Below are 23689 nucleotides of genomic sequence, written 5' to 3'. Positions count from 1 at the left end.
TCCTCATACCGGCATGTTCATAATGGTCTTGTAGGCCTCCACCACCTTGTTGCGCACCTGTACGGTGGCCTCGAAGGCGAGGCTCGACTTTTGCGCCGAAATCATCACCTGCTCCAGGCTGACCGAGTCGTCACCCAGCTCGAAGCGGGTGCGCAGGCTATCGGTGCCTTGCTGCAGGTCATTGACCTTGTTGACCGCCTGGGTCAGCAGGGCGGAAAAATCCTGGTGCGGGGCTGCGCTATTGGCTGGCGTCAGCGGCTGCAGTTCGCCCTTGACGGCCTGCATCTCTGTTAATAGTCCGGCTGCGCTAATGTCCATCCCGCTCATCCTCAGTCAATTAAATAGCGTGAAGATCATAATGCAAACGACGGGCCAGTCTATCTTTATCTGCTTGCGGGTACGAATGCGGGCCGCCGGGTAGGCAGCTTAAGGCTTTCTGTTCCGCCTTCCCTCACGCTCTCTTTCTCATAGCTCATAGCTCATAGCTCATAGCTCATAGCTCACGGTTAATACCGTATTTCTTCATTTTCTCGACCAGGGTGGTGCGGCGCATGCCCAGGTGCTCGGCGGCCCTGGCCACTATGCCTTCGTTCACTTCCAGCGCCTGACCAATCATGTCCATCTCGATATTGGCCAGCATGGCCTTGAGGTTGATGCCCTCTGGCGACAGCGAGGGAGCCACCGGCTCCGGCTCTTCCGGCGCCATGTCGTCGGTGGCCTGAAAATCGAAAAAATCGGCTTCGTCTTCGGTGGCCCCATCATGGGTCTGAAATATCGACGACAGCGCATCGCGCTCGTCCAGCTCGTCGAAGGGCTTGTCGGCCAGTTGTGCGTCAGTCGGAAACCGGTATTTTGCCGGCAGATCTTGCGGCTGCACCACCCGATTGGGGCACAGAATAAACATCCGCTCCACCAGGTTGGACAGCTCGCGCACATTGCCCGGCCAGTGCCAGGCCTGCAGCGAGGCGATGGCATCCGGTGAAAAGGACAACTCGGCCCCGTGAGTCACCCGATGACGAGCGATCAGCTCGTTCAGCAGCGCCGGAATATCGTCCTGCCGCCGGCGCAAGGCGGGCACCTCGACAGGAAACACATTCAGACGGTAATAGAGATCTTCCCGAAAGCGCTGCTCGTGAATCATCTGCTCCAGATCCCGATGGGTGGCGGCAACAATCCGCACCCGGGCGCTGATGGAGCGGGTACCGCCCACCCGCTCGAAGGTACGCTCCTGCAGCACCCGCAACAGCTTGACCTGCATCGGCAACGGCATGTCGCCGATTTCATCCAGAAACAGGGTGCCGCCCTCGGCCAGCTCGAAGCGACCCTTGCGCGACGATACCGCCCCGGTAAAGGCGCCTTTTTCGTGGCCGAACAGCTCGCTTTCGAGCAGTTCGGCGGGAATGGCGCCACAGTTGATGGGCACGAAGGGCCCCTTGGCCTGAGCCGACAAGGCGTGAATGGCGCGGGCAATCACTTCCTTGCCGGTGCCCGACTCGCCCAGCAACAGCACATTGGCCGGCTTGGCCGCTACCTGACGGATCAGCGTCTTCACCGCCTGCATCGGTGCGCTGTCGCCGATCAGCAATTGCTGCAGCCCCTCATCCCACTCACCGGACTGCCGCACCGGCTGCCAGTGTTGTGCCTGGGTCAGCAAGCCGGTCAGCTCGCCATAGGTCAGCTCGCTCAGGGTACCCAGCAGGTTGTCGGCCTCGGCCGCTTGCTTGTCGAGCTTGTCTATATGGTCGATATGGCCGAGGCTAATAAATGCATGATGAGGAAAACGGTTCAGCAGTTGCGACAGGGAAGCCTCGATGTCGCCCACCAGCACCGTCAAATTCTGCGGCTGACTCTCCAACCAGGCCAGATCATCGGCCCTGCTGCCACTGCGCCATGCCACCTGCATGAAGGAAAGAATGGCTTCCAGCCTTGATCGTCGCTCCTGGTTCTGATCCATAATCAAGACGCAGCCGTTAAAGCCCATAGGGTATATATCCTTGCTATTCAGTTAGTTATTAATATTTTTGGGTCTAGGGTTAACCCGAGTCGGGCCACAGCATAGCACCGTGACTATACCGGTTTGAAGCCATACCAGACGTAATTCTGACACGAGCGTCAAAAAAACCCGACAGACAAGGTCGCAACCAGGCCGTTATCGGTGATCCGGATCCAATTTACCGGGCAGCATGGCGGTGTTTCCATCAACTCAAAAGCTTGTCACCCATAATATACGAGAAGGCTGGCAAAATTATGACACCGGGTGCCTGCCTGAACAAAGCCGCGCCAACGGCGGCGGCGGGCAATGACGAGCACAAAAAAACGGGGACCGGGCCTTATGCCCGATCCCCGTTTTTGCCCCGACAGTGACAGCCGGCTGGCTTAGGCTGGCACCTGCTGCTGGGCGGCGGGAATGGCATCCCAGCTTTCCTTGATGTCGCGCAGCAGGCGGCTGACGCCTTCCAGCCGTTCGCTGCTGCTTTCGCTGTTGGCCAGCATCAGCTCGCGCACCATGAAGTCGTACAGCTTATCCAGATTGGCAGACACCTCGCCACCGGCATCCATGTCCAGCGAGGCCTGCAGTTGCTGAATAATGGCAATGGTCTTGCCGATCAGCTCGCCGCGCTGGCTGATGTTTTGCTGTTCTATGGCAGTGCGGGCCCTGGCCAGTCGCTCCAGGGCGCCCGCCAACAGCATTTGTACTACGCGATAGGGGCTGGCGATGTCTCGCTGGCTGTCTACCGCTACCGATTTATAGGCCTTAAGGGAGCCGCGCATGATTTTCTCCTGATTAATTTTTTTTAACGTCACCGTAGGCCCGCGCCGAGCGCCGACCTTTTTGTATTGTTGCCAGCTTTTCTGCCAGTACCGTTCGACTGAACTCTGCCTGCCGGGCCAGCCGCCGCGAGCGTTCAATCAGCTCGCTCACCTGCTCGGCATCGAGCATGTCTGTGCTCGTGCTCTTTGTATTCATAGTATTCATAGTATTCATAGTATTCATAGTATTCATAAGCGATTGCAATAACCGGGCCCGCTCCGCCAGCCGCTGTTCAATGGTGTCGGCCTGCAATAGCGCCGGGTCGGCAAATTCGGCCAGCAGCGTCTCGTCCAGCTGTTGTAATTCTTCAAGCAGAGTCATTATTTTTTACCACTGAAGTCGGGCATGTTCTCGAAGGCGCTGATCACCGAGCTGAGTTGCTGGTTCATTTGCGCGACCGCCATGTCCATGGCGGAAAACTGTTTATAGGTACGCTCTTCAAAACTCACCATGTACTCGGAAAAGCTATCGGCTTCTTTTTCCAGTTTTTTCATCTGCTCGTTCAAGGATTCGTTTTTGTTGGTCAGTATGCCCTCTTTACCCACAAATTCTTCCATCAGGGTATCCAGCTTGTTGCTGACGCCGTTTTCCGATGAAAATAACAAGCCCACCTTTTCGAAGTTATCCGTTAGCTGTTTTTTCAGTAAGTCGTCATCCAGCTCTACGGTACCGTCCTGTTTGCTGGTAATGCCAAGATCGGTCAGGCTTTTAATCGGTGCCACGGCCCCTTCTACCGACTCGCTCAACAACTGGCGAATTTTCGAGTTCAGATTACGGGCGGTACCGTCACCATTAAGTGGCCCGGCCTGTTCGGTTTCCGGGTTATAACGGCTGAGCTGGTTAATGGTATTAACCACCTTGTTGAACGACTCGACAAAGCCTTTCAGATTGGTTTCAACCGCATTTTTGTCATAACCAATGGTCAGCTTGGTATTGGGCTTGTCACCGGCGGGATCGTTTATTTTTTTAACATCCAGGGTCACGCCGGCAATGGCATCCTTTATTTCGTTACTCTGACTGGTAACGAGAGCGCCATCTATGGTGATTTCGGCATTCTGGGCGGCCTGAATTTCATTGGTCACCCCCAGGGCGGCCAGACTATTGCCGTCTTCACCATCATTGTTACTACTGGCAACAACGGAAATCTGGTTATCTTCACCGGTTTTATCGGAAAAATAGACCAATCGCGAGCCGCCATCGTCGGTAATCACGGTGGCGCGAACGCCTTTATTGTCTTCGGCGTTATTGATGGCGGCGGCTACCTCGGCCAGCGAGCTTTTGTCTTTATCGATAGTAACGATAAACGACTCATCACCCACCCCCAGCGTGAGGCTGCCCGAGCCCAGCGCTTTATCGGGTGCAACCGCCTCCGAGCCCAACTTGTGTGCTTGCGCCAGCTGAATGACCTGCAGGTTATAACTACCCGCCACTGCATTCTTGTCGGCCTTGGCACTCACGAAGCCACTTTCGCTCAAGCTGGTGGAACGCTTTTGAAAGGCTTCTTCTTCACCCAGCTTTTTGAGCGAGGTCTTGAACTCGTCCAGCACCCCTTTCAGTCCGCCGTAAGCGGACAGTTGCACCTCTATATCGTTAGCCCGGCGTGCCAGTTGCTGCTCTTTGGGCGCACGCTCGGCCTGCACCGTAATATCGACGAAGTTCTGAATCGGGAAACCCGAGCCGACGCCGGGTAATTTAAGATCGCCCATGGTGCTGCCTCCTATGCCTGGGTATCGAGCAGGCCGCCACTGGCCTCATTCAGCCGATTAATGACATCCAGCAGCTCTTCACTGGGGATCTGGCGGATCACATCGCCGGTGTCGCCGTCCAGCACCGTCACCACATTACGGCCCGAGTCTTCGTCCACCTTGAACTGCAGGCTGCGATTGAAGCTGCCGATAAAGGTCTGCATCTCTTCGGCCATCAGCGCCAGCTGGTCGGGCGACAAATCTGCAGCCTGGGTTTGCTCCGTGGCCTGCACCGCCTGGGCGGTTTGGGTGGCTTCAACCTGGGCCTGAGCCTGAGCCTGGGCCTGGGCGGCCGGTGCCGCCGGCTTTGCCGTGCCCTGCTCGCCGGACGTCAACGCAGGGCGAGGGGCGGAAGAAGGTATGTCCATGATATGGCTCCTTGTTGAGCGCGCCGAATGCGCGCACAGACCACAAAGCAAAAAATGATGTTAGGGGTTAGGGGTTAGGGGTTAGGGGTTAGGGGTTAGGGGTTAGGGGTTAGGGGTTAGGGGTTAGGGGTTAGGGGTTAGGGGTTAGGGGTTAGGGGTAAAGAAAGCCTCACTCCTCACTCCTCACTCCTCACTCCTCACTCCTCACTCCTCAGTGTTCACACTCGATGCTTTGCTTTGCAATCTTATCAGGTGGCACAAAAGGGGCGTCGCCGCCCCCTTGTTATCTTAGTGGCCTTTAGTTGCCGATTAACCCAGCAGCGACAATGCCGCCTGGGGCAGTTGCTTGGCCTGGGCCAGAATGGAGGTACCGGCCTGCTGCAGTATCTGCTGCTTGGTCAGGTTGACCGTTTCCTGGGCAAAATCCACGTCCATGATGCGGCTCATACCGGCGGCGGCATTCTCGCGCACGTTGGCCAGGTTGTTGATGGTGCTGCCCAACCGGTTCTGGAAGGCACCTAGATCTGAACGTTGATCGTCGATTTGGCCAATGGCGGCATCAATCACATCAAGAGCACTCTGTGCCCCACCACTGGTACCAATATCGATCTTATCAACGCCTCTCAACGTGGCAGCAGTCAGGGTTGCTGTATTATTGATTGCAGCAGTATTAAATCCTGAAGCCGTACCATCCTTGACCGTTTTCACATTTAACAGACTGTGTTTGTTATCAACGGCAGCAGTACTCCAATCAACAAAACCGGTTGTGGTAACGGTAGAAGAACCACTATTTGTAACCGTTGCTGTGCTGGCAGCAGAAGTTATTGTAGACGCTGAACCAGTTGTACTACCATCCTCATCACGTGACTGAATGGTAGCAGTAGCGCCATCTGTTAACCCACCGGTAATGCTCATGGAGATATCTACATTTTCGCCATTCGCGTCTGTAATGATAATACGGTTGTCCGCAGTAGTACCGCTATTATTCTCGAGAGTAATAGTTATTCCCTGTTCTTTAAGCTCAGCCAAAGCATCTGTTTTAGTAGCTATTTCTGTATAAAGCGCACCGGTTGCAGTGTCTACATCCGCAGCAGTAGCAAGACTAAACCCACTTAAAATGGATACACCATTAATGGAAAGGTCAACGGTATCTGAATCAGTTGTATTAGTTCCCATCTGCAGTTCGGTTACGTTTTTCGCTCCAACGCCACTTAACCCTTCAACACTGTTAATTTCGCCAGCAAGCTCCGCTGCACTAATCCCATCGCGCAAGGAAATATTTTCAGTTTTTGAGCCCAAGCTTACCTGCAGCGCATCACCGGTACCAAACTTAAGTGAAGATGTACGGACACCTGCTATGCCAATGTTTCCAATGCTAGAGCCAGTTACTCCTTTCGCATTCATGCCAATTTTATCTGCACTCACAGAAGCAAGGTTGAGACCCAATGTTTCATTGGAATTAGAACCTATCTGAAACTTTTGTGAACCAAAAGAACCATCCAACAATTTTTTTCCACCAAAAGAAGTGCTCTCGGCAATACGGGTGAGCTCCGACTGCAGCGAACTGATCTCCTTCTGCATCGCCACCCTGTCACCCTTGGAGTTGGAACCGTTAGCCGCCTGCAGAGACAAATCCCGCATGCGCTGCAGTATGTTGGTGGACTCCTGCATGGCGCCTTCTGCGGTTTGGGCAATGGAGATGCCGTCGTTGGCGTTTTTCATCGCCACGCCCAGGCCACGAACCTGGGAGTTCAGCCGGTTGGCGATCTGCAGGCCGGCGGCATCGTCCTTGGCGGAGTTGATGCGGCTACCGGAAGACAGCCGTTCCATGGACGTGGTGAGGGCATTGCTGGAGTTGCTCAGGTTACGCTGGGCAGTCAGGGCCGAAATGTTGGAATTAACAGTAATCGCCATAATCGAATCTCCGTAAGGGTTCAGTGCCGGCGTACCGCCGGTAGTGTGCTTGCTTGTTTTTTTGTGTCTACTAATACGGTTATCGGCGGGGTTTTCGACAACTTTAACCTTTTTGTGCGCGGTTTTGACGTTGCCGCTTTACTACCAAGAAAGCCGCCGAAAGTCCCGTCCGGTTACAAATGGGTATCGGCGGGAAGCGGGAGAGCTTTAGGGGAAAAGAAAGCGGTAAGCCTCAAGCTGTAAGCGGTCAGGCAAACCATCGGTAAATGCGGCATTGGTGTCATGCCGCACAATGTCGATTCGTCTGATGGCGCTTTTGAGGCAATCCCTGCTGTCTCTTCAGACGCAGGAGCTCGCTGTTGGCATCACCAACAGGCGACTCCGGAGCTTCGATGAGGACAAAGGGAGCAGCTCAGCCGACCATCACATGACAGGGATGTCATGTGCTGAGCGTCACATGGATGTGCTTGAAGCGAGTCGGCGGAGCGGGCCCTTTGTCCGATGATAAGCCCCCGGTTTAATCTGGCAACGGGGTTGCGCCGCATGAATGGGCGCCTACGGGGATCATCTCCGTAGCGTGCCGAAGGAGGCGACAGCGTTGGGCAGCCTCACCGTGGCATGCACCTTAGTTTAACTCTATAATATTGGGTGTTATGTCGAAAAAGAAAACTTAAGGCACATTAAGATGGATTTAATATTCACCAAACCCAGTGAGGTTACCGAACTGCTTTGTGAGCGGCTGCGCAAAGAGCGCCTGACCCGGCAGATGACCCAGGCAGAGGTGGCTGCTCGTGCCGGCGTTGGTGTTAACACCTTGTCCAATTTGGAAAATGGCCAGAATGTCACCTTCGAGACGGTGATCCGGGTGGCGATGGTGCTGGGGCGGCTTAACGAGCTGGAAGAGTTATTCAAGCCCAAACTGGATAGCCTGGATGATGTTCGCCGTTACGAAGCCGGTGCCAAGCGCCATCGTGCCAAGAGGAAGCCCAAAAATGGCTGAGCAAATAAAGGTTTACTATGAAGGCTGGGGCGAATGCTGGCATTGGGGCACGTTGGTTTCGTCCACCGCCCTCACCGGTCGCCCTTTGATTTTGTTCGAATACAGCGATGAGGCAATCAATAAAGGCTATGAATTATCGTCTTATCTTCTGCCTTTACAGGGTCCCAAGTTACGCAAGGCGTTCCCTGCTCATCAAATGAACTTACCCGGTCCGGTTTATGATGCCTTGCCGGATGGGTGGGGCATGTTGCTAATGGATCGCCTGTTCAAGCGTAATGGCCTTAATTCTGCGCGCATCGGCCCGCTGGAGCGGCTAGGTTATATAGGCTCTAATGCCATGGGAGCCATGTCATTCAAGCCTGTTTCGTTAGAAGCCCCCACTACGATTGAAGATGTGACTCTCGAGAAATTATCGGCAGACGTACAGACCGTGCTTGATGGCGAGGGTGGAGAATTTTTGCAGAAACTGATGCTGATGGGCGGCTCCCCGCAAGGTGCAAGACCCAAAGTATTGCTCTACCGCCGTGCTGAAAATGGTGTTTTCAGCACGATTGAGGTACCGGGTTCAGAGGCTTGGTTGATTAAGTTTCCTGCTAGAGAAGAACATCCGGAAGTGTGTGCCATTGAAGCCGTCTATTCTTCATGCTTGCGCGAGTGCGGTATTAATACGCCTGACACCCTGTATTTTAGTTTGCCGAATGGTCAGGCCGCGTTTGCAACCAAACGCTTTGATCGACAAGGCAACATACGAGTTCCCATGCAAAGTCTTGCCGCCTTTACAGGTGCTGACTATCAAGCTCCCGGGGCATTAGACTACGCCAATTTTTTGCGGGCGACTCAAATATGCACCAATGATATGCGTGAAAAAACAAGTGCTTTTGAGCGAGCTGTGTTCAATGTGGTATTCAACAACCGCGATGACCACCCTAAAAACTTTGCCTATATCATGTCGGCCAATGGCCAGTGGAGCCTGGCTCCCGCGTATGACGTCACCTTTTGTGAAGGCCCCGGCGGTTACCATCAGATGGACATAATGGGAGAGGCGCTGCATGTTAGTCGCAAAAACATGCTGTCGCTCGGCGTTAAAGAAGCCGAGTTATCCTCTCGTGAGGCAGCCGATGTTATTGACCGGTATTGTGACGTGGCTGCCGGCTTCAGTCGCAAGGCGAAGAGTATGTTTGATGGCCATATAAGCCAAGACACACTGCAGCTGATTCAGAGCCGCATTAACGACAACATTAACCGGCTTAAAAAATGATCTATTTCATCTCGGCTTGCTGCAGAATATTGGCATGTTCGGCGGTCCGGTCAACATCGACACCCCCTCCCCACCTCCCCCTGGCGAAAACCCGCCGTTATGCCTGCTGGTCCGCTGCCAAGGGGGAGGAGCAGTGCGGTGCCAACCGAAGCGGGGGGCACCCGGTTTAACGCGGTCGAATAAATTCGACCTGCGCAAACGCCCCGTGGCAGATTAGCAAAAGACGGTGCCTTGTCTCGTTCGCCTTACGCCTTTCCCCTCACTCCTCACGCCTTTCATCAGATGTAATTGAACAGGCTCATGCCCTGCAGCTTGCCGAATGCGCTCTGGCTGGCCTGCAGGGCCACCATGGTCTGGTTGAGCTCGCCAATGGCCTGGGCGTAGTCCAGGTCTTCCATGCCGCTGCGCACCTTGTCGATGGTCAGGCTCATGTCGGCATGGTGGGCGCTCTGGTTGTCCAGCCGCTGCAGGCGAATGCCGGTGTCGGCCCGCACCCGGGTAAAGTGGCTGCCCATGGCGTCCATTTCGGCGAGTATATCGGCCAGCTCGCTCTGATCACCGGCGGTGTTGCCCTCTTGCTGCAACCAGCCCAGGGCACGATTGAGGCTGTCGAACACGCCGAGGGTGCCCCGACCGTCGATATCGTCCTCGTTGACGTTCAGGGTGATCACGTCTTCGGCTTTGGCCTCGCCGGTCAGGGTCATGGTGATGCCACCGGCGTTAATGCTTTGCCCCGGCTGATAAGGCTGGGTGAGCAGCGGGTCGCCGTTTTCATCCTGCAGGGCATTGCCATCCTTGTCGGTCACCGTCACTTCCATCATGTCGGCGTTCTCTCTAAAAGTGAGGGTATAGGGCTGGGCATCGTCATTAAAACCGGCCGCCTCGCTGACGGTCGCCCGGCTTACCAGCAGGGTCTGCTCGCGCACGCCTCCCTGCAGCCCGCTGTAATCAAGGGTCACCTCGCCTTTGGGGTTGGGCACCTGACCAAAGACCAGGCGGCCGTCGTGATTGAGCCCCACCTTGACGTTGTCGCCGATGGCCAGTTCGCGCTGACCGCCGCTGCCCTGATAACGGACGCTGCCGTCGGCATCGCGCACAAAGGGCAGCTTGTCGGTCTGAAAACCGCCAAAGATATACTGGCCAAACTCGTCGCGACTGTTGGCCAAGTCCAGCAACTCGTCGATGCGGCTGTCCAGATCGGCGGCCAGGGCCGCCTTGTCTTGCGTGGTTACGGCGCCGCTGTTGGCCCTTAGCATCAGCTCTTTGGCCTGCTGGCCCAGGTGTTCGGCGCTGGTGAGCAGCCCCTCTTCCCGTCGCAGCCGGTTTTCGGCCAGGCTGATGTTGTTCTGATAGCGGGCAATGCTGTTCAGTTCCTGCTTGTAGCCGAGAATGCCGTGGGCGGCAATGGGGTCGTCGGCGGCGGTTTGCACCCGTACTCCGGACGAGAGTTTGTCCAGCTGCTGGCTGGCCTGGCCGCTTTTGCCGGTGATGTTGTTCAGGTTGTTCTGATAAAACTGAAAGGTAGACAAGCGCACGGGGGCTCCTTAGCGGATTTGCAGCAGCGAATTGAACAGCTCGTTGGCCACCGAGACCACCCGGCTGGAGGCCATGTAGGCCTGCTGAAAACGCAGCAGGTTGGCGGCTTCTTCATCCAGATTGACGCCAGAAAGCGACTGCATGCGGTTTTGCGACTGGGCCAGGGCGGCGGTGGCGGTGTCGGCTTTTATTTTCTGGTTATAGGTTTTTCCCCCCACGCCCACCAGGGTCTGATTGAGGCTTCCTTCCAGGGTTGCGGTTCCCCCGTTGAGCCATTTTTTCTGTTTCAACTCGCCAAAGGCCTGGGCGTTGAGGTTGTTGCCGGCGCCGCTGACCTGTTCTATTTCAAAGCGGTCACCGGGGCTGCCGCCCTTGCCGGACACCTCGATGGTCAGGCCATCGAGCGTGATGACCGGATTGGCAGAGTCAAGAGTGTCGCTGGCCAGCGAGGTATCGGGATCGCTTTTTCTGAACACCTGATAAGCGCCGGCATCATCCAGTGTGACCACCAGGGGATCGCCCCTGGTCGGCAGGTCGTCGCCCGCCGCATCGGTTATCTGCATGCCAAGCCGGGCGGTGCCGGTGTTGTCTCTGTGGGCGATGGCCATCAGCTGGCTGGAAGCGGCCAGCCCTTCGGGCTGGTGCAGGCTCACGGCCAGATCGGCGGCGCCGTTGCGGCTGGGGCGGATCAGCATGGCATCGCCATTGGCGGGGGTGCCGGTCAGGGTTAATGAAAAGCCATCGACATTCAGTTTTCCGTCGGCATCGGGCACCAGGTCGGTACTCTTACCCGAGCCGAGATCGGTAATGGAATAGGCACCGTCTTTATAGTCCAGCCGGTATTCGCTGCCGGTCAGCTTGCCGGTGTCGGTGATGGTCACTTCACCGCCGACATCGGTATTGCTGGTAAAAAAGCGCCCGGCACGGGCCCCGGGGGCGTTGATGTCGGTAAACAGGTCCCGCCCCGGCACACCGTTCATATCCACCCCCTGGCGCTGCACCCGGTTGAAGGCGTCGGCCAGGCCCATGGCGGTGCGGCCTATGTCGCTGAGGGTGGGCGCCAGCACCTGGTCGCGAAATGTCAGGGTGGCGCCCAGCTTGCCGCCCAGCTCGTGGCCGTTTATCCGGGTGGCGGCGTCGGCCCGGCCCGGGGTGCCCAGGTAAAGTTCGGTCTGCTGCGGGTCCGGATTGCCGGCTCTGGCCTCCAGGGCGAGCGCCCGGCTGCCACTGACCAGGGAATCGCGCCCGCCCAGCAGCACCGACACCACGCCGCCGGGCTCGGCCACCGTGGTGATGTGCACCTCCTGCCCCAGATCGCCGATCAGTTTGTCGCGCCGGTCCAGCAGATCGTTGGGCGAGCCGTTTTGCCCCGCGTTCATGATTTCCTGGTTAAGGTCGGCAATGCCGGCCGCCAGCTCGGTCACCCGGTCGGCACGGCTGGCAATGTCCTGGCTGTTCACCGAATACTGCTGGTTCAGGTTGCCGTACATGGTATTGAAGCCGGACGCTACTTCTTTGGCATGTGCCAGAAACAGCTGCCGGTTACCCAGATCGCCGGGGTTGTCGGTAAAGGCGTCGATGGTTTTATAGAGCGAGTCCAGGCTCTGGATCATCGCCTTGCCCATGTCGTTGACGCTGCCATTCAGGTAGTTGAGCTGCTCATACAAGGCCTGGGCGCCCGCCTGCTCGGTGCCGTTGACCAGCACGTCCTTGAAGGCGTATTGCTGATACAGTCGGGTGACATCGGTTACCCGGGTGCCGGTGCCGTAAAACTGGCCGCCGACATAGAGGCTGCCTTCGGTCATCTGCTCCGCCCGCTGGCGGTGATAGCCCTCGGTATTGACGTTGGCGATGTTATGGCCGGTAGTGGCCAGCTGGGCCTGGGCGGCCATGAGGCCGCTGACGCCGGTTTGATACATATCAACAGCCATGGTGTGTCCTTATGCTTGTGATGCCAGTCGGGTTACGGTATTGAGAACGGCACTCAGCTTGTCGGCGTATTTGGGGTCGGTGGCATAGCCTGCCTGCTGCAATGCCTCGAAATAGTGCCGGGGCGAGTCGGTTTGCTGCAATGCCTCGCCGTAACGCGGATTGTCATGCAAAAAGTCGACATAATCGTTGAAGCTGTCGTTGAAGGAGCCGTATGACCGAAACGGCGCCTGCACCTTTACCGCTATGCCCTGCTCGTATTCCAGGGTATTGACCCAGGTTTTTGCCTGCTTCCAGCTGTTATCGGCCTTGATGCCGAAAAGATTATGGCTGGAGTCGCCATTTTTTTGGCCGATGATCTTCTTGCCCCAGCCGGTTTCCAATGCCGCCTGGGCCAGCATGGCCTCGGGCGGCAAGCCCAGGCGTTTTCCTGCCGCCACGGCGGCGGGCATGAGCCGACGCACAAAGTCCTGGGGGGAGCGGAACGGCTGGCTTGCGTTATAGGTAACGGTATCCGGGCTGTTAGCGGCGGCCTGCAGTGGCGGCCGCGCCTGTTCTGCGGCTTGTTTTGCGACCTGTTTTGCGGCTTGTTCTGCCACCTGTTTCGAGTCCGGTTTAGTATCTGGCGCTTCGCCCGCGCTCTGCCCCGGCGGCCGCACCACCTTGCCGGACACCCGGCGTACGTCGGTCAGCTCGAAGTGCCGGGCCGGGGGCGCCACCTTGTTGGGCTCGCCGCCCAGTTGGCGGACGACCAGATCGGCCAGCCCCAGGCTGCCCTGGCGACTGAGTTCGGCGGACATCTGCTGATCGTGCATGTCCTGATAATACTGGGTGTAACGGCTGTTCATGGGGCTGTTGGACTCGAACACCTTGTTGGCGGCACGCATCGACTTGAACAGCTGCTGGGTGAACAGGCTCTCGAACTGGCGCGCCGCTTCGTCCAATGCCTTGCCGCGGTCTTGCTCAAAGCCCTGCCGGCGTAGTTTGTCCAGCCCCTGAATGTCGTTGACCAGCAGGCTGTTGTTGAATGAGTCGATGCCTTTCATGCTGTTGCTCCTTGAAACAAAGCGGTAAGCGTTAAGCTGTCAGTAAAACCTGAGTCTAAAATCGGGGTCCTGCCGTAACCCCTCCCCAACCCTCCCCTTGCGTTGCACTCCGGCGTTATTCTGGCAACCTGGGGCCAAGGGGAGGGAGCAAAAAAGCGCCGGTTTGTTGGGCCTGAGCCGAACCGCTCCTCCCCCTTGGCTATGGCGCCACAGGCATAACGAGGGCGCTTCGCCAGGGGGAGGCTGGGTGGGGGTGTCGCTTTATCGCACCAGACCTCACTGCTCACTCCTCACATCCAATTAAATAATCACCAGCTCGCCTTGTATGGCGCCGGCCTGGCGCAGGGCTTCGAGGATGGCGACCAGGTCACCGGGCGCCACGCCGACCTGATTGACTGCCCGCACCAGGTCATCCAGGGTGGTGCCGGTGTCCAGCTTGAACATGCGGCCGTCTTGCTGCTCGACGTTGATGTTGCTGTTGGGCACCACTACCGTTTCGCCCTCGGCCAGCGCATTGGGCTGGGAGACCTGAAGGTTTTCCGAAATGGTAATGGTCAGGCCGCCGTGGGCGATGGCCGCCGGTTTCAGCCGTACCGTCTGGCCAATCACCACTGTGCCGGTGCGCGAGTTGATGATGATTTTGGCGGCTTCGTCGGCCACGTCCACGATCAGGTTTTCCAGGGTAGACAGGTAACTCACCCGCTGGCCCGGATCCCGCGGCGCGTAAACCTGCACCGAGGTGGCATCCAGCGCCTGGGCATTGTTGGGGCCTACCACGTCGTTGATGGCCTCGGCCATGCGTTTGGCGGTGGTAAAGTCGGAGCGATGCAGGTTGAAGGTAATGGTGTCGCCGCGACCGAAGGAGCTTTCTACTTCGCGCTCCACCATGGCACCGCCGGGAATGCGGCCGACGGTGGGTATATTGACCATGACGGATGAGCCATCGGTGCCTTCGGCACCCAGGCCGCCCACCACCAGGCTGCCCTGGGCCAGGGCATAGACCCGGCCGTCCACCCCTTTCAAGAAGGTTTGCAGCAGGGTGCCGCCGCGCAGGCTCTTGGCCTCGCCGATGGCAGACACGGTAATGTCGATGGTCTGGCCCGGCTTGGCAAAGGCCGGCAGCTCGGCATGCACCGCCACCGGCGCCACGTCTTTCATCTTGGGTTGCAGGTTGTCGGGTACGATAATGCCGAAGTTGTTGAGCATGGTGCGAAAGGTCTGGGCGGCAAAGGCGTTGTTACGCTCGCCGGTACCGGGCAGGCCTACCACCAGGCCATAGCCCACCAGCTGGTTGGCGCGCACGCCGGCCACCGAGCTGATGTCCTTGATGCGGGCCGCCTGGGCGGGAATCAGGGCACCCGTCAGCAAGGTGAAGCTCAGTAATATAGCCGTGAGCTGCTTCATGTATTTCTCCTGACAACAAAGCGATAAACAAAACCTGAAAACGAGATCCTGATGTTCATCAGGATGACGGCGGAGACAGGCAGTAACCCCTCCCCAACCCTCCCCTTGCGTTGCACCCCGCCGTTATTCTGACCATTCGAGGCCAAGGGGAGGGAGCAAAACAAGGTCAACAGCGGTCGAATGAATTCGACCCTACACGCCTCACGCCTCACGCCTCACGCCTCACCCCTTTCCCCTCACGAATTTAAAACGGCAGCCAGGGGCTGTTGAAAAACCTGGCCAGCCAGCCACGGGTCTGGGTGTTGGCAAAGTCGCCGGTGCCGCCGTAATAGATGCGGGCATTGGCGACCCGGGTCGACTCCACCCGGTTGTCGGCACCGATATCCTGCGGCCGTATCATGCCGCTGATGCGCACGTATTCTTCGCCGGTATTCAGCATGATCCACTTTTCGCCCTGCACCAGCAGGTTACCGTTGGCCAGCACCCGGGCCACGCTGACGGTGATGCTGCCCTGCAGGCTGTTGCTCTGGTTGCTGTTGGCCTGGCCGTCGAACTCGTTGCTGCTCGACATGGAAGCCTGCAGCGGATAACCGCCGATGTTGACCGGCGTGCCACCCAGGCCGAGCGGGTTGATGTTCAGGCTGGCGTCTTTGCCCTGCTGGGTGGTGGCGCGCTTCTGGGCACGGGTAGACTCGGCCAGGTCGACGGTAATGATATCGCCCACCCGATGCGCCTTGATGTCGGAATACAGGCTGTTGGCGTAGTTGTCCCTGAAGATGCCGCCGTTGGGCTCCAGCTGCCGTTCGTTCAGGCTGGGGATCACCGGCGCAAAGGCCGGATCGTCCGGCCTGGGGGTATAGGGGGTGCTGGTACAGCCCGCCAGTCCGCCAAGCCCCAGAACCAAGGCCATCATGATGCTACGCATTACAGTCACCCTGTTTAAAGAGCCGTTACAGCTGCTGATTCACATAGGCCATCATTTCATCGACCGACGAGATCACCTTGGAGTTCATCTCGTACACCCGCTGGGCCTGGATCAGGTTGACCAGCTCTTCGGTCACGTTGACGTTGGAGGTTTCCAGCATGCCCTGCTTGACGGTGCCGTAGCCGTCGGCCCCGGCAATGCCCTGCAGCGCCACCCCGCTGGACTGGGTTTCCAGGTAGAGGTTTTCCCCCTTGGGTTGCAGGCCGGCGGGGTTGGCGAAGTCGGTCAGAATAAGCTGGCCAATCACCTGGGATTCGGCCTGGCCGGCCAGTTGTACCGACACCTCGCCGTTGGTGCCCACGCTGATGCTCTGGGCATTGTCGGGAATCTGCATTTCCGGCTGCAAGGGGTAGCCGTTGCCGGGGGTGACGATGGTGCCTTCTTCGTTAAGAGCAAACTGGCCGTTACGGGTATAGCCGGTGGTGCCGTCGGGCAGCATGACTTCGAAGAAGCCACGGCCATCAATCATCACATCCAGGGCGTTGTCGGTGGTTTGCACGCTGCCCTGGGTAAAGGTTTTCTGGGTGGCCACCACCTTGCTGCCCGCCCCCAGCATGAGGCCGGATGGCAGATTGCTGTCGGCGGTGGCGCGGCCTCCGGGCTGGTGAATGTTCTGATACAGCAGGTCTTCGAAGATGGCCCGGCCTTTCTTGAAGCCGACGGTGCTGGCGTTGGCCAGGTTGTTGGAGGTGACCGAAATATTGGTCTGCTGGGCATCGAGGCCGGTTTTACTAATCCATAATGCGGGGTTCATCGCAATCTCCTTTAGATGCGCAGCAGCTGGGCGTGGGCTTTGTCATTCTCTTCGGCGTGATTCATCATCTTCAGCTGGGTTTCGAAGCGCCGCTGCAAGTCGATAAGGTGGGTCATTTCGGCCACCGGGTTGACGTTGCTGCCTTCCAGGGCACCGGCAATCAGCTGAACCTGGGCCGAGGGGGCCTCGGCCTGACCGTCTTTACGACGAAAAAGGCCATCCAGTCCTTTTTCGATGTCGCCGTTATCCGGCAACACCGTCTTGATGCGTTGCAACTCGGCCCCGCCGTTGGCGGGCTCGCCTTCCAGCCACGCAAAAATGGTGCCGTCCTTGTTGATTTCCATTTTTTCCAATGGCAGCGGCAGAAAGATGGGGCCGCCGTTGTCGTCCAGCACATTGAGGCCGTTGCCGGTTTGCAGCAGGCCCTCGGGAGACAGCTGCAGGCTGCCGAAACGGGTGTAGGCCTCGGAGCCGTCTTTGGACTCGACCGCCAGCCAGCCGTCACCGGCCACGGCAACGTCAAGATCCCGACCCGTGGACTGAATGGGACCGGCGGCAAAACTTTGCCCCGGCCGCTCGGCCATGGCAAACACCCGGCTGGGCAGCCCCTCGCCAAAGGCCTGCATGGCCCGGGCCTGCTCCATATCGGCCTTGAAGCCGGTGGTATTGGCGTTGGCCAGGTTGTTGGCACGCAGGGCCACGCTGTGCATGTTTTCTTTGGCGCCAGACATGGCGATATAAAGCAAATGATCCATTTCAGCTCCGTCGCCGCTGTGGCCGAATAAGTACTGATTGATGCTGAACGTCAGCGAGGGTACACACTATTTTGCAGAATTATCTTCAAAATTAATCTGCAAAATTAATGCCATTAAAACACCGTGAGGGGTAAGGAGTGAGGGGGTGACCACCTCCCCCCTTACTCCTTACCCCTCACGATTTGAGTTAGCGGATCTGCAGTATGGTCTGCTGCAGGGTGCTGTTCACTTCCAGTGCCCGGGAATTGGCCTGAAAATTGCGCTGGGCGGTAATCAGGTCCACCAGCTCGGTGGTGAGGTTGGTGTTGGACTGCTCCAGCTTGGATGAGTCTATTTTACCCAGGGTGCCGGTATTGGGCTGGCCGACGATCGCTTCGCCCGACAACAGCGACTCGCGCCACTGGGTATCGCCAATCTGGCTCAGACCCTGTTCGTTGGAAAAGCGCGCCATGGCCACTATGCCCAGCTTTTCGATGGTGCCGTTGCTGTAGGTCGCGGCCACGGTGCCATCGGGCCCTACATCTATGTTGGTCAGGCGGCCCACGGTGGCACCATCCTGGGTCAGCCTGCCCACCTCGAAGGGAGCCGAAAACTGGGTAATGCTGTCGAAGCCGATGTCGATAACCTGCGCCGTATCGGAGCCATTCTCGAAATCAAGGCCAATGGTGTCGATACGAGCCGGGTCGGGAGAAGCTATCTTGCCATTCGCATCAAACGTCAAGTCCAACGTGCGCCGGGTCGTCGAGGTTGGATCTGCCGGATCCGTTAGTACAGGGTTGCCAGTATCCGGATCGGTAACGACCCCCAGCGCGTTTTGACCATCCACATAGGCGAACATCTGCCATTCGTTATCAGTGCCGCTTTTGACGAAATACTGAGTCAGGGTGTGAGGCTCACCCAGCGAGTCGAAAATGGTCACCGAGGTGGATGAGCTGTAGGTCTTGGCATCGGTCGGATCAAAAGCGGCAGGATCCAGTCCCGGCGTCTTGGCCGGCAGGTTCATGCTGCCGTTCACGGTGTCGGTTTGTTTCGGAATGCCGGCCCGCTCGGGTATCTGCAACGGTTTGGTGGCATTCAGAGACAGCGACGCCGGTGTGCCGCTTTCTGTCACCGCGAAGGTCTGCAGGTAATTTCCCCGGGAGTTCACCACAAACCCCTGATCGTCCAGGCTGAAGGCGCCGGCCCGGGTGAAGGTTCTGTCTGTCGAACCGCTTTCGTTGGACATCACGAAAAAGCCATTGCCGTTAATGGCCATGTCCAATGCGTTATTGGTGGACAGCCGCCCCCCCTGATGAAACTGCTGAGCCACAGTGGCCGTCTGCACGCCACTCCCGACCTGAGTTCTGGCATTGGAAAAAATCGAGTTGGAATACACATCGGCAAACTCGGCCCTGGACTCCTTGAAACCCACCGTATTGACGTTGGCGATGTTGTTGGCAGTGACATCCAGATCTTTCTGGGCCGCGTTGACACCACTGAGGGCGATATTAAAAGACATGCTTGCTCCTTACGCCGATTTACGACCGGCAATTTCAAGAACCTGACTCAAGGGGATGCCCCCCAGGCCAGACAGGTTGACCAGCGTCGGTGTCTCGCCGCTCCCCAGGGTGACGCTGCCTACCCGGCCAAACATCAGGGCATTCAGATCTTCCCGCTTGTTGTTTACCAGCCCGTTGACCTTGAAGTGATATATGCCCACCGGGGCCGGTTCGCCATTGTCCTTGAGTCCATCCCAACTGAAGGGCACATTGCCTCGTTTCGAGCCATCCAGGCTGATTTCACGGAGCAACTGGCCTTTTTCATCCTCGACCCGCACCTTGACGTTTTGCGCCCCCTCCCCGACCGCAATGGCACCTTCTACCGGCTCGGTCTGATCCCAGTATCCCAGGTTGCTGGGCAACAATACCTTCTGCCCGACCAGGGTCGAGGCCTGTAGTGCCTGGTTGGAGGTCATGACATCGTTCAGACCGGCCAGCTGCCGAGACATGTTGTTGATGCCTTCGGAGGTGGAAAAGGAGGTCATTTGCGACACCATTTGCGCGTTATCGGCCGGTTTGAACGGATCCTGATACGCCAGTTGCTGGGTTAGCAACGCAAAAAAATCTTCCTGCTCCAGCTGTGCCTTGCTGTTGCCATCCACCTTGCCGGCCGGACTTTGATCGCCCTGCCATTTGAGGCCGTTAAGGTAATCGTTATTGACCTGCATGACTTATTACCCCTTGTTACCCCTTGCCCAGCCGCAGGGTCTGCTGCAGCATCTGCTTGGCGGCGTCGGCCACCTGCACATTGGTCTGGTAGTTGCGCGAGGCGCTGAGCATATCGGTCATCTCTTCCACCACGTTGACGTTGGGCTTGTAGATGAAGCCGTCTTTGTCTGCCATGGGGTGATCGGGCCGAAATTCCTTCAGCAGCGGCTTGTCGGTTTCCACTATGCCCATGACCTTGACGCCGACGCTTTGCTGACGATCAGACAGCGCCTGACTCAGATCGGCGGCAAACACCGGTTTGCGGGCGCGGTAGGTTTCGTTGATGCTGGAGCTGACGCTGTCGGCGTTGGCCAGGTTGCTGGCGGTGGTATTGAGCCGCACCGACTGGGCGCTCATGGCGCTGCCGGAAATATCAAATACCTTGAACAGGCTCACATTGAATCTCCTTTGATGGCCTTCAGCAGGCCGCTGATCTTGCCGTTGAGAAATTCCAGCGAGGCCTGATACTGCAGGGCGTTTTCCATGTAGTTGTTACGCTCGGTTTGCACGTCCACGGTATTGCCGTCACCGGTATCCGGCTGATTGGGCACGCGAAACTGTACCGTACCGGAGGGGGCAAGCTCAACGGCAAAATGTTGCTGACTGGTGCGGTTCAGCGAGAAGCCCTGATGTGTCTGCGCCTGGTTCAGGGCCGCTTGAAAGTCCATGTCTCTGGCTTTGTAGCCGGGAGTGTCGGCATTGGCCAGGTTGCCGGCCAGCAATTCGGCCCGCTCGGAACGGGCCACCAGGGCGTGTTGATGAATACCAAAGGCTTTGTCGAAGGAAATCGTCACCTGACACCTCTTGCGTTATGTTGACGCCATATCGTGGCTAAAACGCAGGCCACGAGGTTATGCCTAAAACAAAGCAAGAGTTATGCCATACATTATTTGAGACGATAGATGATGCCCGGGCTGCAACGGATCATCTCGAACTTGTCAGACAGGCCAGTGAGCGACTCGGAGGCACCCAGCAGCAGGTAGCCACCGGGATTCAGACTGTTGGCAAACTGGTTGAGAATTTTGGACTTATTCGCGGGAGAGAAATAAATCAATACGTTACGGCAGAAGATAATATCGAACTTGCCCAGCAGGAGGTAACTGTCCAGCAGGTTGAAGGGCCGAAAGCTGACCATGCTTCTCACCCTGGCCTGCAACTGCATCTTGCCGTCTTCCAGGGGCGTGAAAAACTGCTTGCGTCGCTCGGGTGACAAGCCGCGCGCCAGTGACAGGCTGTCGTAAATGCCGCTTTTGCATTGTTCCAGCATGCTGGTGGAAATGTCGGTGGCAACAATTTGCAGCCCCGGCAAACCACCCGGCCGCCGGGCCTGATATTCCAGCGCCGCCATGGCAATGGAATAGGGTTCTTGCCCCGAAGAACTGGCGGCAGACCAGATTTTCAGGCGCTTGCCCGGCCTGGCCAGCTCCGGAAACAGCTTGTCCGTTAGCTGGGTAAAGGGGTAGCTGTCTCGGAACCACAGGGTTTCGTTGGTGGTCATGGCGTCGATGACCGCGGTTTTCAGCTCCCGTTCGCGGACCGACATGGCTTTGCTGAGCAAGTCACCGAGTGAGCCTATCTGAAAGCGAGACAACAGCGGAGACAGCCGACTTTTTACCAGGTACTGCTTGTTATCGCCCAGCACTATGCCGGTGCCGGCTTCAAGAAACTGGCAGAATACCCGGTACTGCTGGTCGGTAAAGTTATTCATCTGTGTTGTTTACACCTTTTATTACAGCGCTTTTTGCACCGCAGATGCCAACTCATCGGGGTGGAATTTGGCGATAAAGTTATCCGCCCCGACCTTCTCAATCAACGCCTTGTTAAATACACCACTCAGGGAGGTATGCAGGATCACATACAGGCTTCTCAGTGCGGGATCATTACGGATTTCGGCCGTCAGGGTATAGCCGTCCATTTCCGGCATTTCCACATCGGAGATCACCATCGACAGTTGTTCATTGATGGGGCCGGTAGCGGCCATTTCTCTGAGCTTGTTCAGCGCAAGTTTGCCGTTTTCGACAATGATGCATTCCAGCCCCAGGGTGTTCATGGTTTTCTCGATTTGACGGCGTGCCACGGAGGAATCATCGGCAACCAGTATCGGTTTTTGCTGCGCGGTATTTAAATGAGAAACCTGCTCCAGAATCTTGGCGTTTACCACGCTCTTGACCGGCGAGATCTCGTCGAGCACTTTTTCCACGTCCAGAATTTCCACCAGATCACCGTCAATTTCGGTCACCGCCGTCATGTAATTAAGGCGTCCCGCCCCCTTGGGCGGCGGCAGTATCGACTCCCAGTTGACGTTGATGATGCGTTCAACCGAATTCACCAGAAAGCCTTGTACCGAGCGGTTATATTCGGAAATAATCACGAAGCTGTTATCGGTCTGCTCGACGGGCCTGCCGCCCATGGCCTTGCTGAGATCGATGATGGATATGGTTTGACCACGAATATTGGCCACCCCTTTAACCATGGGGTTACGCTGTGGCAAGCGGGTCAGCCTGGGGCACTGCAATACTTCCTTTACCTTGAACACGTTAATGCCAAATTTTTGACGACCATTCAGCTTGAACAGCAGTAATTCCAGTCTATTCTGACCGACGAGTTGTGTTCTTTGGTTTACCGAGTCGAGTATCCCCGCCATTGCCTTATCTCCATCTTTACCATGGCATGTTTTATGCTTGTTTGTAAGATTATGCTGCTTGAGTTGAGATTATGCTGCTTGAGTCGTGCTTATTCTGCTTGAGTCGTGCTTATGCTGCTTGCGTTATACCGCCTTGTCTTACGCCTGTCCAAGGCCGGCACCAACGGAAGTCAGCTTACGTGCTTTATCGGCCATGAGGTAGCAATGCTTAAGGTAAACTTGCCATTTTTTAACATGTGTCGGCATACATTGTCGCAGGTAAACGTCAGGAGGTGGCCCTGGTTGCTACCGGTATTACTGCTGGCCATTTCGCCGTGGCCAGTACACGCCCAGGGGCCGGTACATGATGAACTTCGCCACTATGCCGAAGACCATGTGCGCGATTTGGTACCGTTACAGCCCGGCGATCGGCTGGAAGTCAAGGCCGCCAGCATCGATACCCGGCTGCCCTTGACCGAGTGCCTGGGCAAGCTGACGGCCGATATTCGCGGAGCAGGCGAGATACGCCGCAATACCCACGTTTATCTTCAATGCCATGAGCAGCCTGGCTGGGATCTATTTGTGCCTGTGCGGGTGAAGGTACTCAAGCCGGTGGTTACCGCCGCCGACCCCGTTGCCCGCAACACCCTGTTGCAGCCACAGCATCTGACGGTGGATTATCAGGACGAGGTGTTACTGCGCGGCGATGTATTCAGCTCACCGGAGGAACTGGTTGGCGCCCGCAGTAAACGAGACCTTCGACCCGGCCAGCCCATTCGCAGCAGCCAGCTCTGTGTGGTGTGCAAGGGGGACAAGGTCGGCATCTTCGCGCAAACGGGGGGATTGATGTTGAAAACCGACGGCATGGCTCAGGAAGACGGTGGCTTTAATGACAGCATTCGGGTACGCAATATCAACTCGGGTCGAGAAATTACCGCCAGGGTCATGGCCGCCGGTCGAGTGCAGGTCAAACTTTGACATCCTCCTCGGCCTAATGGCCGAGGATTCCTACTGCGGTTAAACGCTTGCGCTTAACTCACTTCGGTGGGTTCCTGCTGCTGGCGACATTAATGCATCGCTCACTTCACAGGCTAACCGGGCGTGTCCCGCCCTTAATACATTGATCGCGCCGACCACATCGGCGTTTTCCTCAAACCCACAGGCCACACAGACAAACAGCGCCTGGCTCTGTCGGTTATCCGCCGAGATATGCCCACAACAGGGGCAGGTTCGGCTGGTGTTCTTCGGCGGCACGGCTATCAGGTGCCCGCCTTGCCAGGCCAGCTTGTAGTCGAGCTGGCGGCGGAACTCGAA

The 23689-nt window shown here is 57.2% G+C and carries 24 protein-coding genes; 3 read left to right on the top strand and 21 right to left on the bottom strand.

Annotation, left to right across the window (positions count from 1 at the left end):
- Nucleotides 1-3 precede the first annotated feature (3 nt).
- From fliE to HNR62_RS16325, 7 genes are all read right to left on the bottom strand, one after another.
- Nucleotides 4-318, bottom strand: coding sequence for a flagellar hook-basal body complex protein FliE (gene fliE / locus HNR62_RS12200; protein ID WP_204796369.1), 315 nt, complete (start codon nt 316-318; stop codon nt 4-6).
- 175 nt (nt 319-493) lie between these two features.
- Nucleotides 494-1981 (bottom strand): sigma-54 dependent transcriptional regulator, encoded by a 1488-nt coding sequence (locus tag HNR62_RS12195; RefSeq protein ID WP_204796368.1) that lies wholly within the window; start codon nt 1979-1981, stop codon nt 494-496.
- A gap of 395 nt (nt 1982-2376) precedes the next feature.
- On the bottom strand, nt 2377-2772 hold the full coding sequence (gene fliS, locus HNR62_RS12190) for a flagellar export chaperone FliS (protein WP_204796367.1): 396 nt from the start codon (nt 2770-2772) through the stop codon (nt 2377-2379).
- 13 nt (nt 2773-2785) lie between these two features.
- The gene (locus HNR62_RS12185) at nt 2786-3133 is read right to left on the bottom strand and encodes a hypothetical protein (protein WP_204796366.1); all 348 of its coding nucleotides are present in this window, start codon (nt 3131-3133) and stop codon (nt 2786-2788) included.
- Nucleotides 3133-4518: a flagellar filament capping protein FliD gene (gene fliD / locus HNR62_RS12180; RefSeq protein WP_204796365.1), complete on the bottom strand. Its 1386-nt coding sequence runs from the start codon at nt 4516-4518 to the stop codon at nt 3133-3135. Before fliD ends, HNR62_RS12185 begins: the two co-directional genes overlap by 1 nt.
- An 11-nt stretch (nt 4519-4529) precedes the next feature.
- The gene (locus HNR62_RS12175; protein WP_204796364.1) at nt 4530-4925 is read right to left on the bottom strand and encodes a flagellar protein FlaG; all 396 of its coding nucleotides are present in this window, start codon (nt 4923-4925) and stop codon (nt 4530-4532) included.
- A gap of 309 nt (nt 4926-5234) precedes the next feature.
- Entirely contained in the window at nt 5235-6839 is a 1605-nt protein-coding gene (locus tag HNR62_RS16325; RefSeq protein ID WP_204796363.1) for a flagellin, read from the bottom strand.
- Nucleotides 6840-7524: 685 nt separating this feature from the next.
- Here HNR62_RS16325 and HNR62_RS12165 point away from each other — a divergent pair.
- Together HNR62_RS12165 and HNR62_RS12160 are read left to right on the top strand one after the other, a co-directional pair.
- The gene (locus HNR62_RS12165; protein WP_204796362.1) at nt 7525-7839 is read left to right on the top strand and encodes a helix-turn-helix domain-containing protein; all 315 of its coding nucleotides are present in this window, start codon (nt 7525-7527) and stop codon (nt 7837-7839) included.
- Nucleotides 7832-9097: a type II toxin-antitoxin system HipA family toxin gene (locus tag HNR62_RS12160; protein ID WP_204796361.1), complete on the top strand. Its 1266-nt coding sequence runs from the start codon at nt 7832-7834 to the stop codon at nt 9095-9097. Before HNR62_RS12165 ends, HNR62_RS12160 begins: the two co-directional genes overlap by 8 nt.
- Before the next feature lie 278 nt (nt 9098-9375).
- Here the strand turns inward: HNR62_RS12160 and flgL are convergent, their stop codons facing one another.
- From flgL to HNR62_RS12095, 13 genes are all read right to left on the bottom strand, one after another.
- Nucleotides 9376-10632, bottom strand: a complete 1257-nt coding sequence (gene flgL, locus HNR62_RS12155) for a flagellar hook-associated protein FlgL (protein ID WP_204796360.1) — start codon at nt 10630-10632, stop codon at nt 9376-9378.
- A gap of 9 nt (nt 10633-10641) precedes the next feature.
- Nucleotides 10642-12564 (bottom strand): flagellar hook-associated protein FlgK, encoded by a 1923-nt coding sequence (gene flgK / locus HNR62_RS12150; RefSeq protein WP_204796359.1) that lies wholly within the window; start codon nt 12562-12564, stop codon nt 10642-10644.
- A 9-nt stretch (nt 12565-12573) separates the two neighbouring features.
- Nucleotides 12574-13608 (bottom strand): flagellar assembly peptidoglycan hydrolase FlgJ, encoded by a 1035-nt coding sequence (gene flgJ / locus HNR62_RS12145; protein ID WP_204796358.1) that lies wholly within the window; start codon nt 13606-13608, stop codon nt 12574-12576.
- A 300-nt stretch (nt 13609-13908) separates the two neighbouring features.
- Nucleotides 13909-15012 carry a flagellar basal body P-ring protein FlgI gene (locus tag HNR62_RS12140; RefSeq protein ID WP_204796357.1) on the bottom strand — a complete coding sequence of 368 codons (1104 nt, stop codon included), beginning with the start codon at nt 15010-15012 and terminating at the stop codon, nt 13909-13911.
- Between the two features lie 244 nt (nt 15013-15256).
- Nucleotides 15257-15937 carry a flagellar basal body L-ring protein FlgH gene (flgH, locus tag HNR62_RS12135; RefSeq protein WP_204796356.1) on the bottom strand — a complete coding sequence of 227 codons (681 nt, stop codon included), beginning with the start codon at nt 15935-15937 and terminating at the stop codon, nt 15257-15259.
- Nucleotides 15938-15962: 25 nt separating this feature from the next.
- Complete coding sequence (gene flgG / locus HNR62_RS12130) at nt 15963-16751, bottom strand: flagellar basal-body rod protein FlgG (RefSeq protein ID WP_204796355.1); 789 nt, start codon at nt 16749-16751, stop codon at nt 15963-15965.
- Between the two features lie 11 nt (nt 16752-16762).
- Nucleotides 16763-17506 (bottom strand): flagellar basal body rod protein FlgF, encoded by a 744-nt coding sequence (locus HNR62_RS12125; RefSeq protein ID WP_204796354.1) that lies wholly within the window; start codon nt 17504-17506, stop codon nt 16763-16765.
- 187 nt (nt 17507-17693) lie between these two features.
- Nucleotides 17694-19004 (bottom strand): flagellar hook protein FlgE, encoded by a 1311-nt coding sequence (gene flgE / locus HNR62_RS12120; RefSeq protein ID WP_204796353.1) that lies wholly within the window; start codon nt 19002-19004, stop codon nt 17694-17696.
- 9 nt (nt 19005-19013) lie between these two features.
- Complete coding sequence (locus HNR62_RS12115; protein ID WP_204796352.1) at nt 19014-19712, bottom strand: flagellar hook assembly protein FlgD; 699 nt, start codon at nt 19710-19712, stop codon at nt 19014-19016.
- A gap of 16 nt (nt 19713-19728) precedes the next feature.
- Nucleotides 19729-20148 (bottom strand): flagellar basal body rod protein FlgC, encoded by a 420-nt coding sequence (gene flgC, locus HNR62_RS12110; RefSeq protein WP_204796351.1) that lies wholly within the window; start codon nt 20146-20148, stop codon nt 19729-19731.
- Nucleotides 20145-20546: a flagellar basal body rod protein FlgB gene (flgB, locus tag HNR62_RS12105; RefSeq protein ID WP_204796350.1), complete on the bottom strand. Its 402-nt coding sequence runs from the start codon at nt 20544-20546 to the stop codon at nt 20145-20147. Before flgB ends, flgC begins: the two co-directional genes overlap by 4 nt.
- Before the next feature lie 92 nt (nt 20547-20638).
- A complete protein-coding gene (locus HNR62_RS12100) occupies nt 20639-21460 on the bottom strand; it encodes a CheR family methyltransferase (protein ID WP_204796349.1) in 822 nt (273 codons plus the stop codon).
- A gap of 21 nt (nt 21461-21481) precedes the next feature.
- Nucleotides 21482-22396, bottom strand: coding sequence for a chemotaxis protein (locus tag HNR62_RS12095; protein ID WP_204796348.1), 915 nt, complete (start codon nt 22394-22396; stop codon nt 21482-21484).
- Nucleotides 22397-22678: 282 nt separating this feature from the next.
- Here HNR62_RS12095 and flgA point away from each other — a divergent pair, with 282 nt between their 5' ends.
- A complete protein-coding gene (flgA, locus tag HNR62_RS12090) occupies nt 22679-23353 on the top strand; it encodes a flagellar basal body P-ring formation chaperone FlgA (protein ID WP_239552775.1) in 675 nt (224 codons plus the stop codon).
- Nucleotides 23354-23392: 39 nt separating this feature from the next.
- Here flgA and HNR62_RS12085 read toward each other — a convergent pair.
- Nucleotides 23393-23689, bottom strand: a 297-nt coding sequence (locus HNR62_RS12085) for an RNA-guided endonuclease InsQ/TnpB family protein (RefSeq protein ID WP_204796347.1), incomplete at its 5' end; no start/stop codon positions are given.

Source organism: Oceanisphaera litoralis, from assembly GCF_016907015.1.
Lineage (GTDB): Bacteria > Pseudomonadota > Gammaproteobacteria > Enterobacterales > Aeromonadaceae > Oceanimonas > Oceanimonas litoralis.
This window is presented reverse-complemented; position numbering and strand designations above follow the sequence as displayed.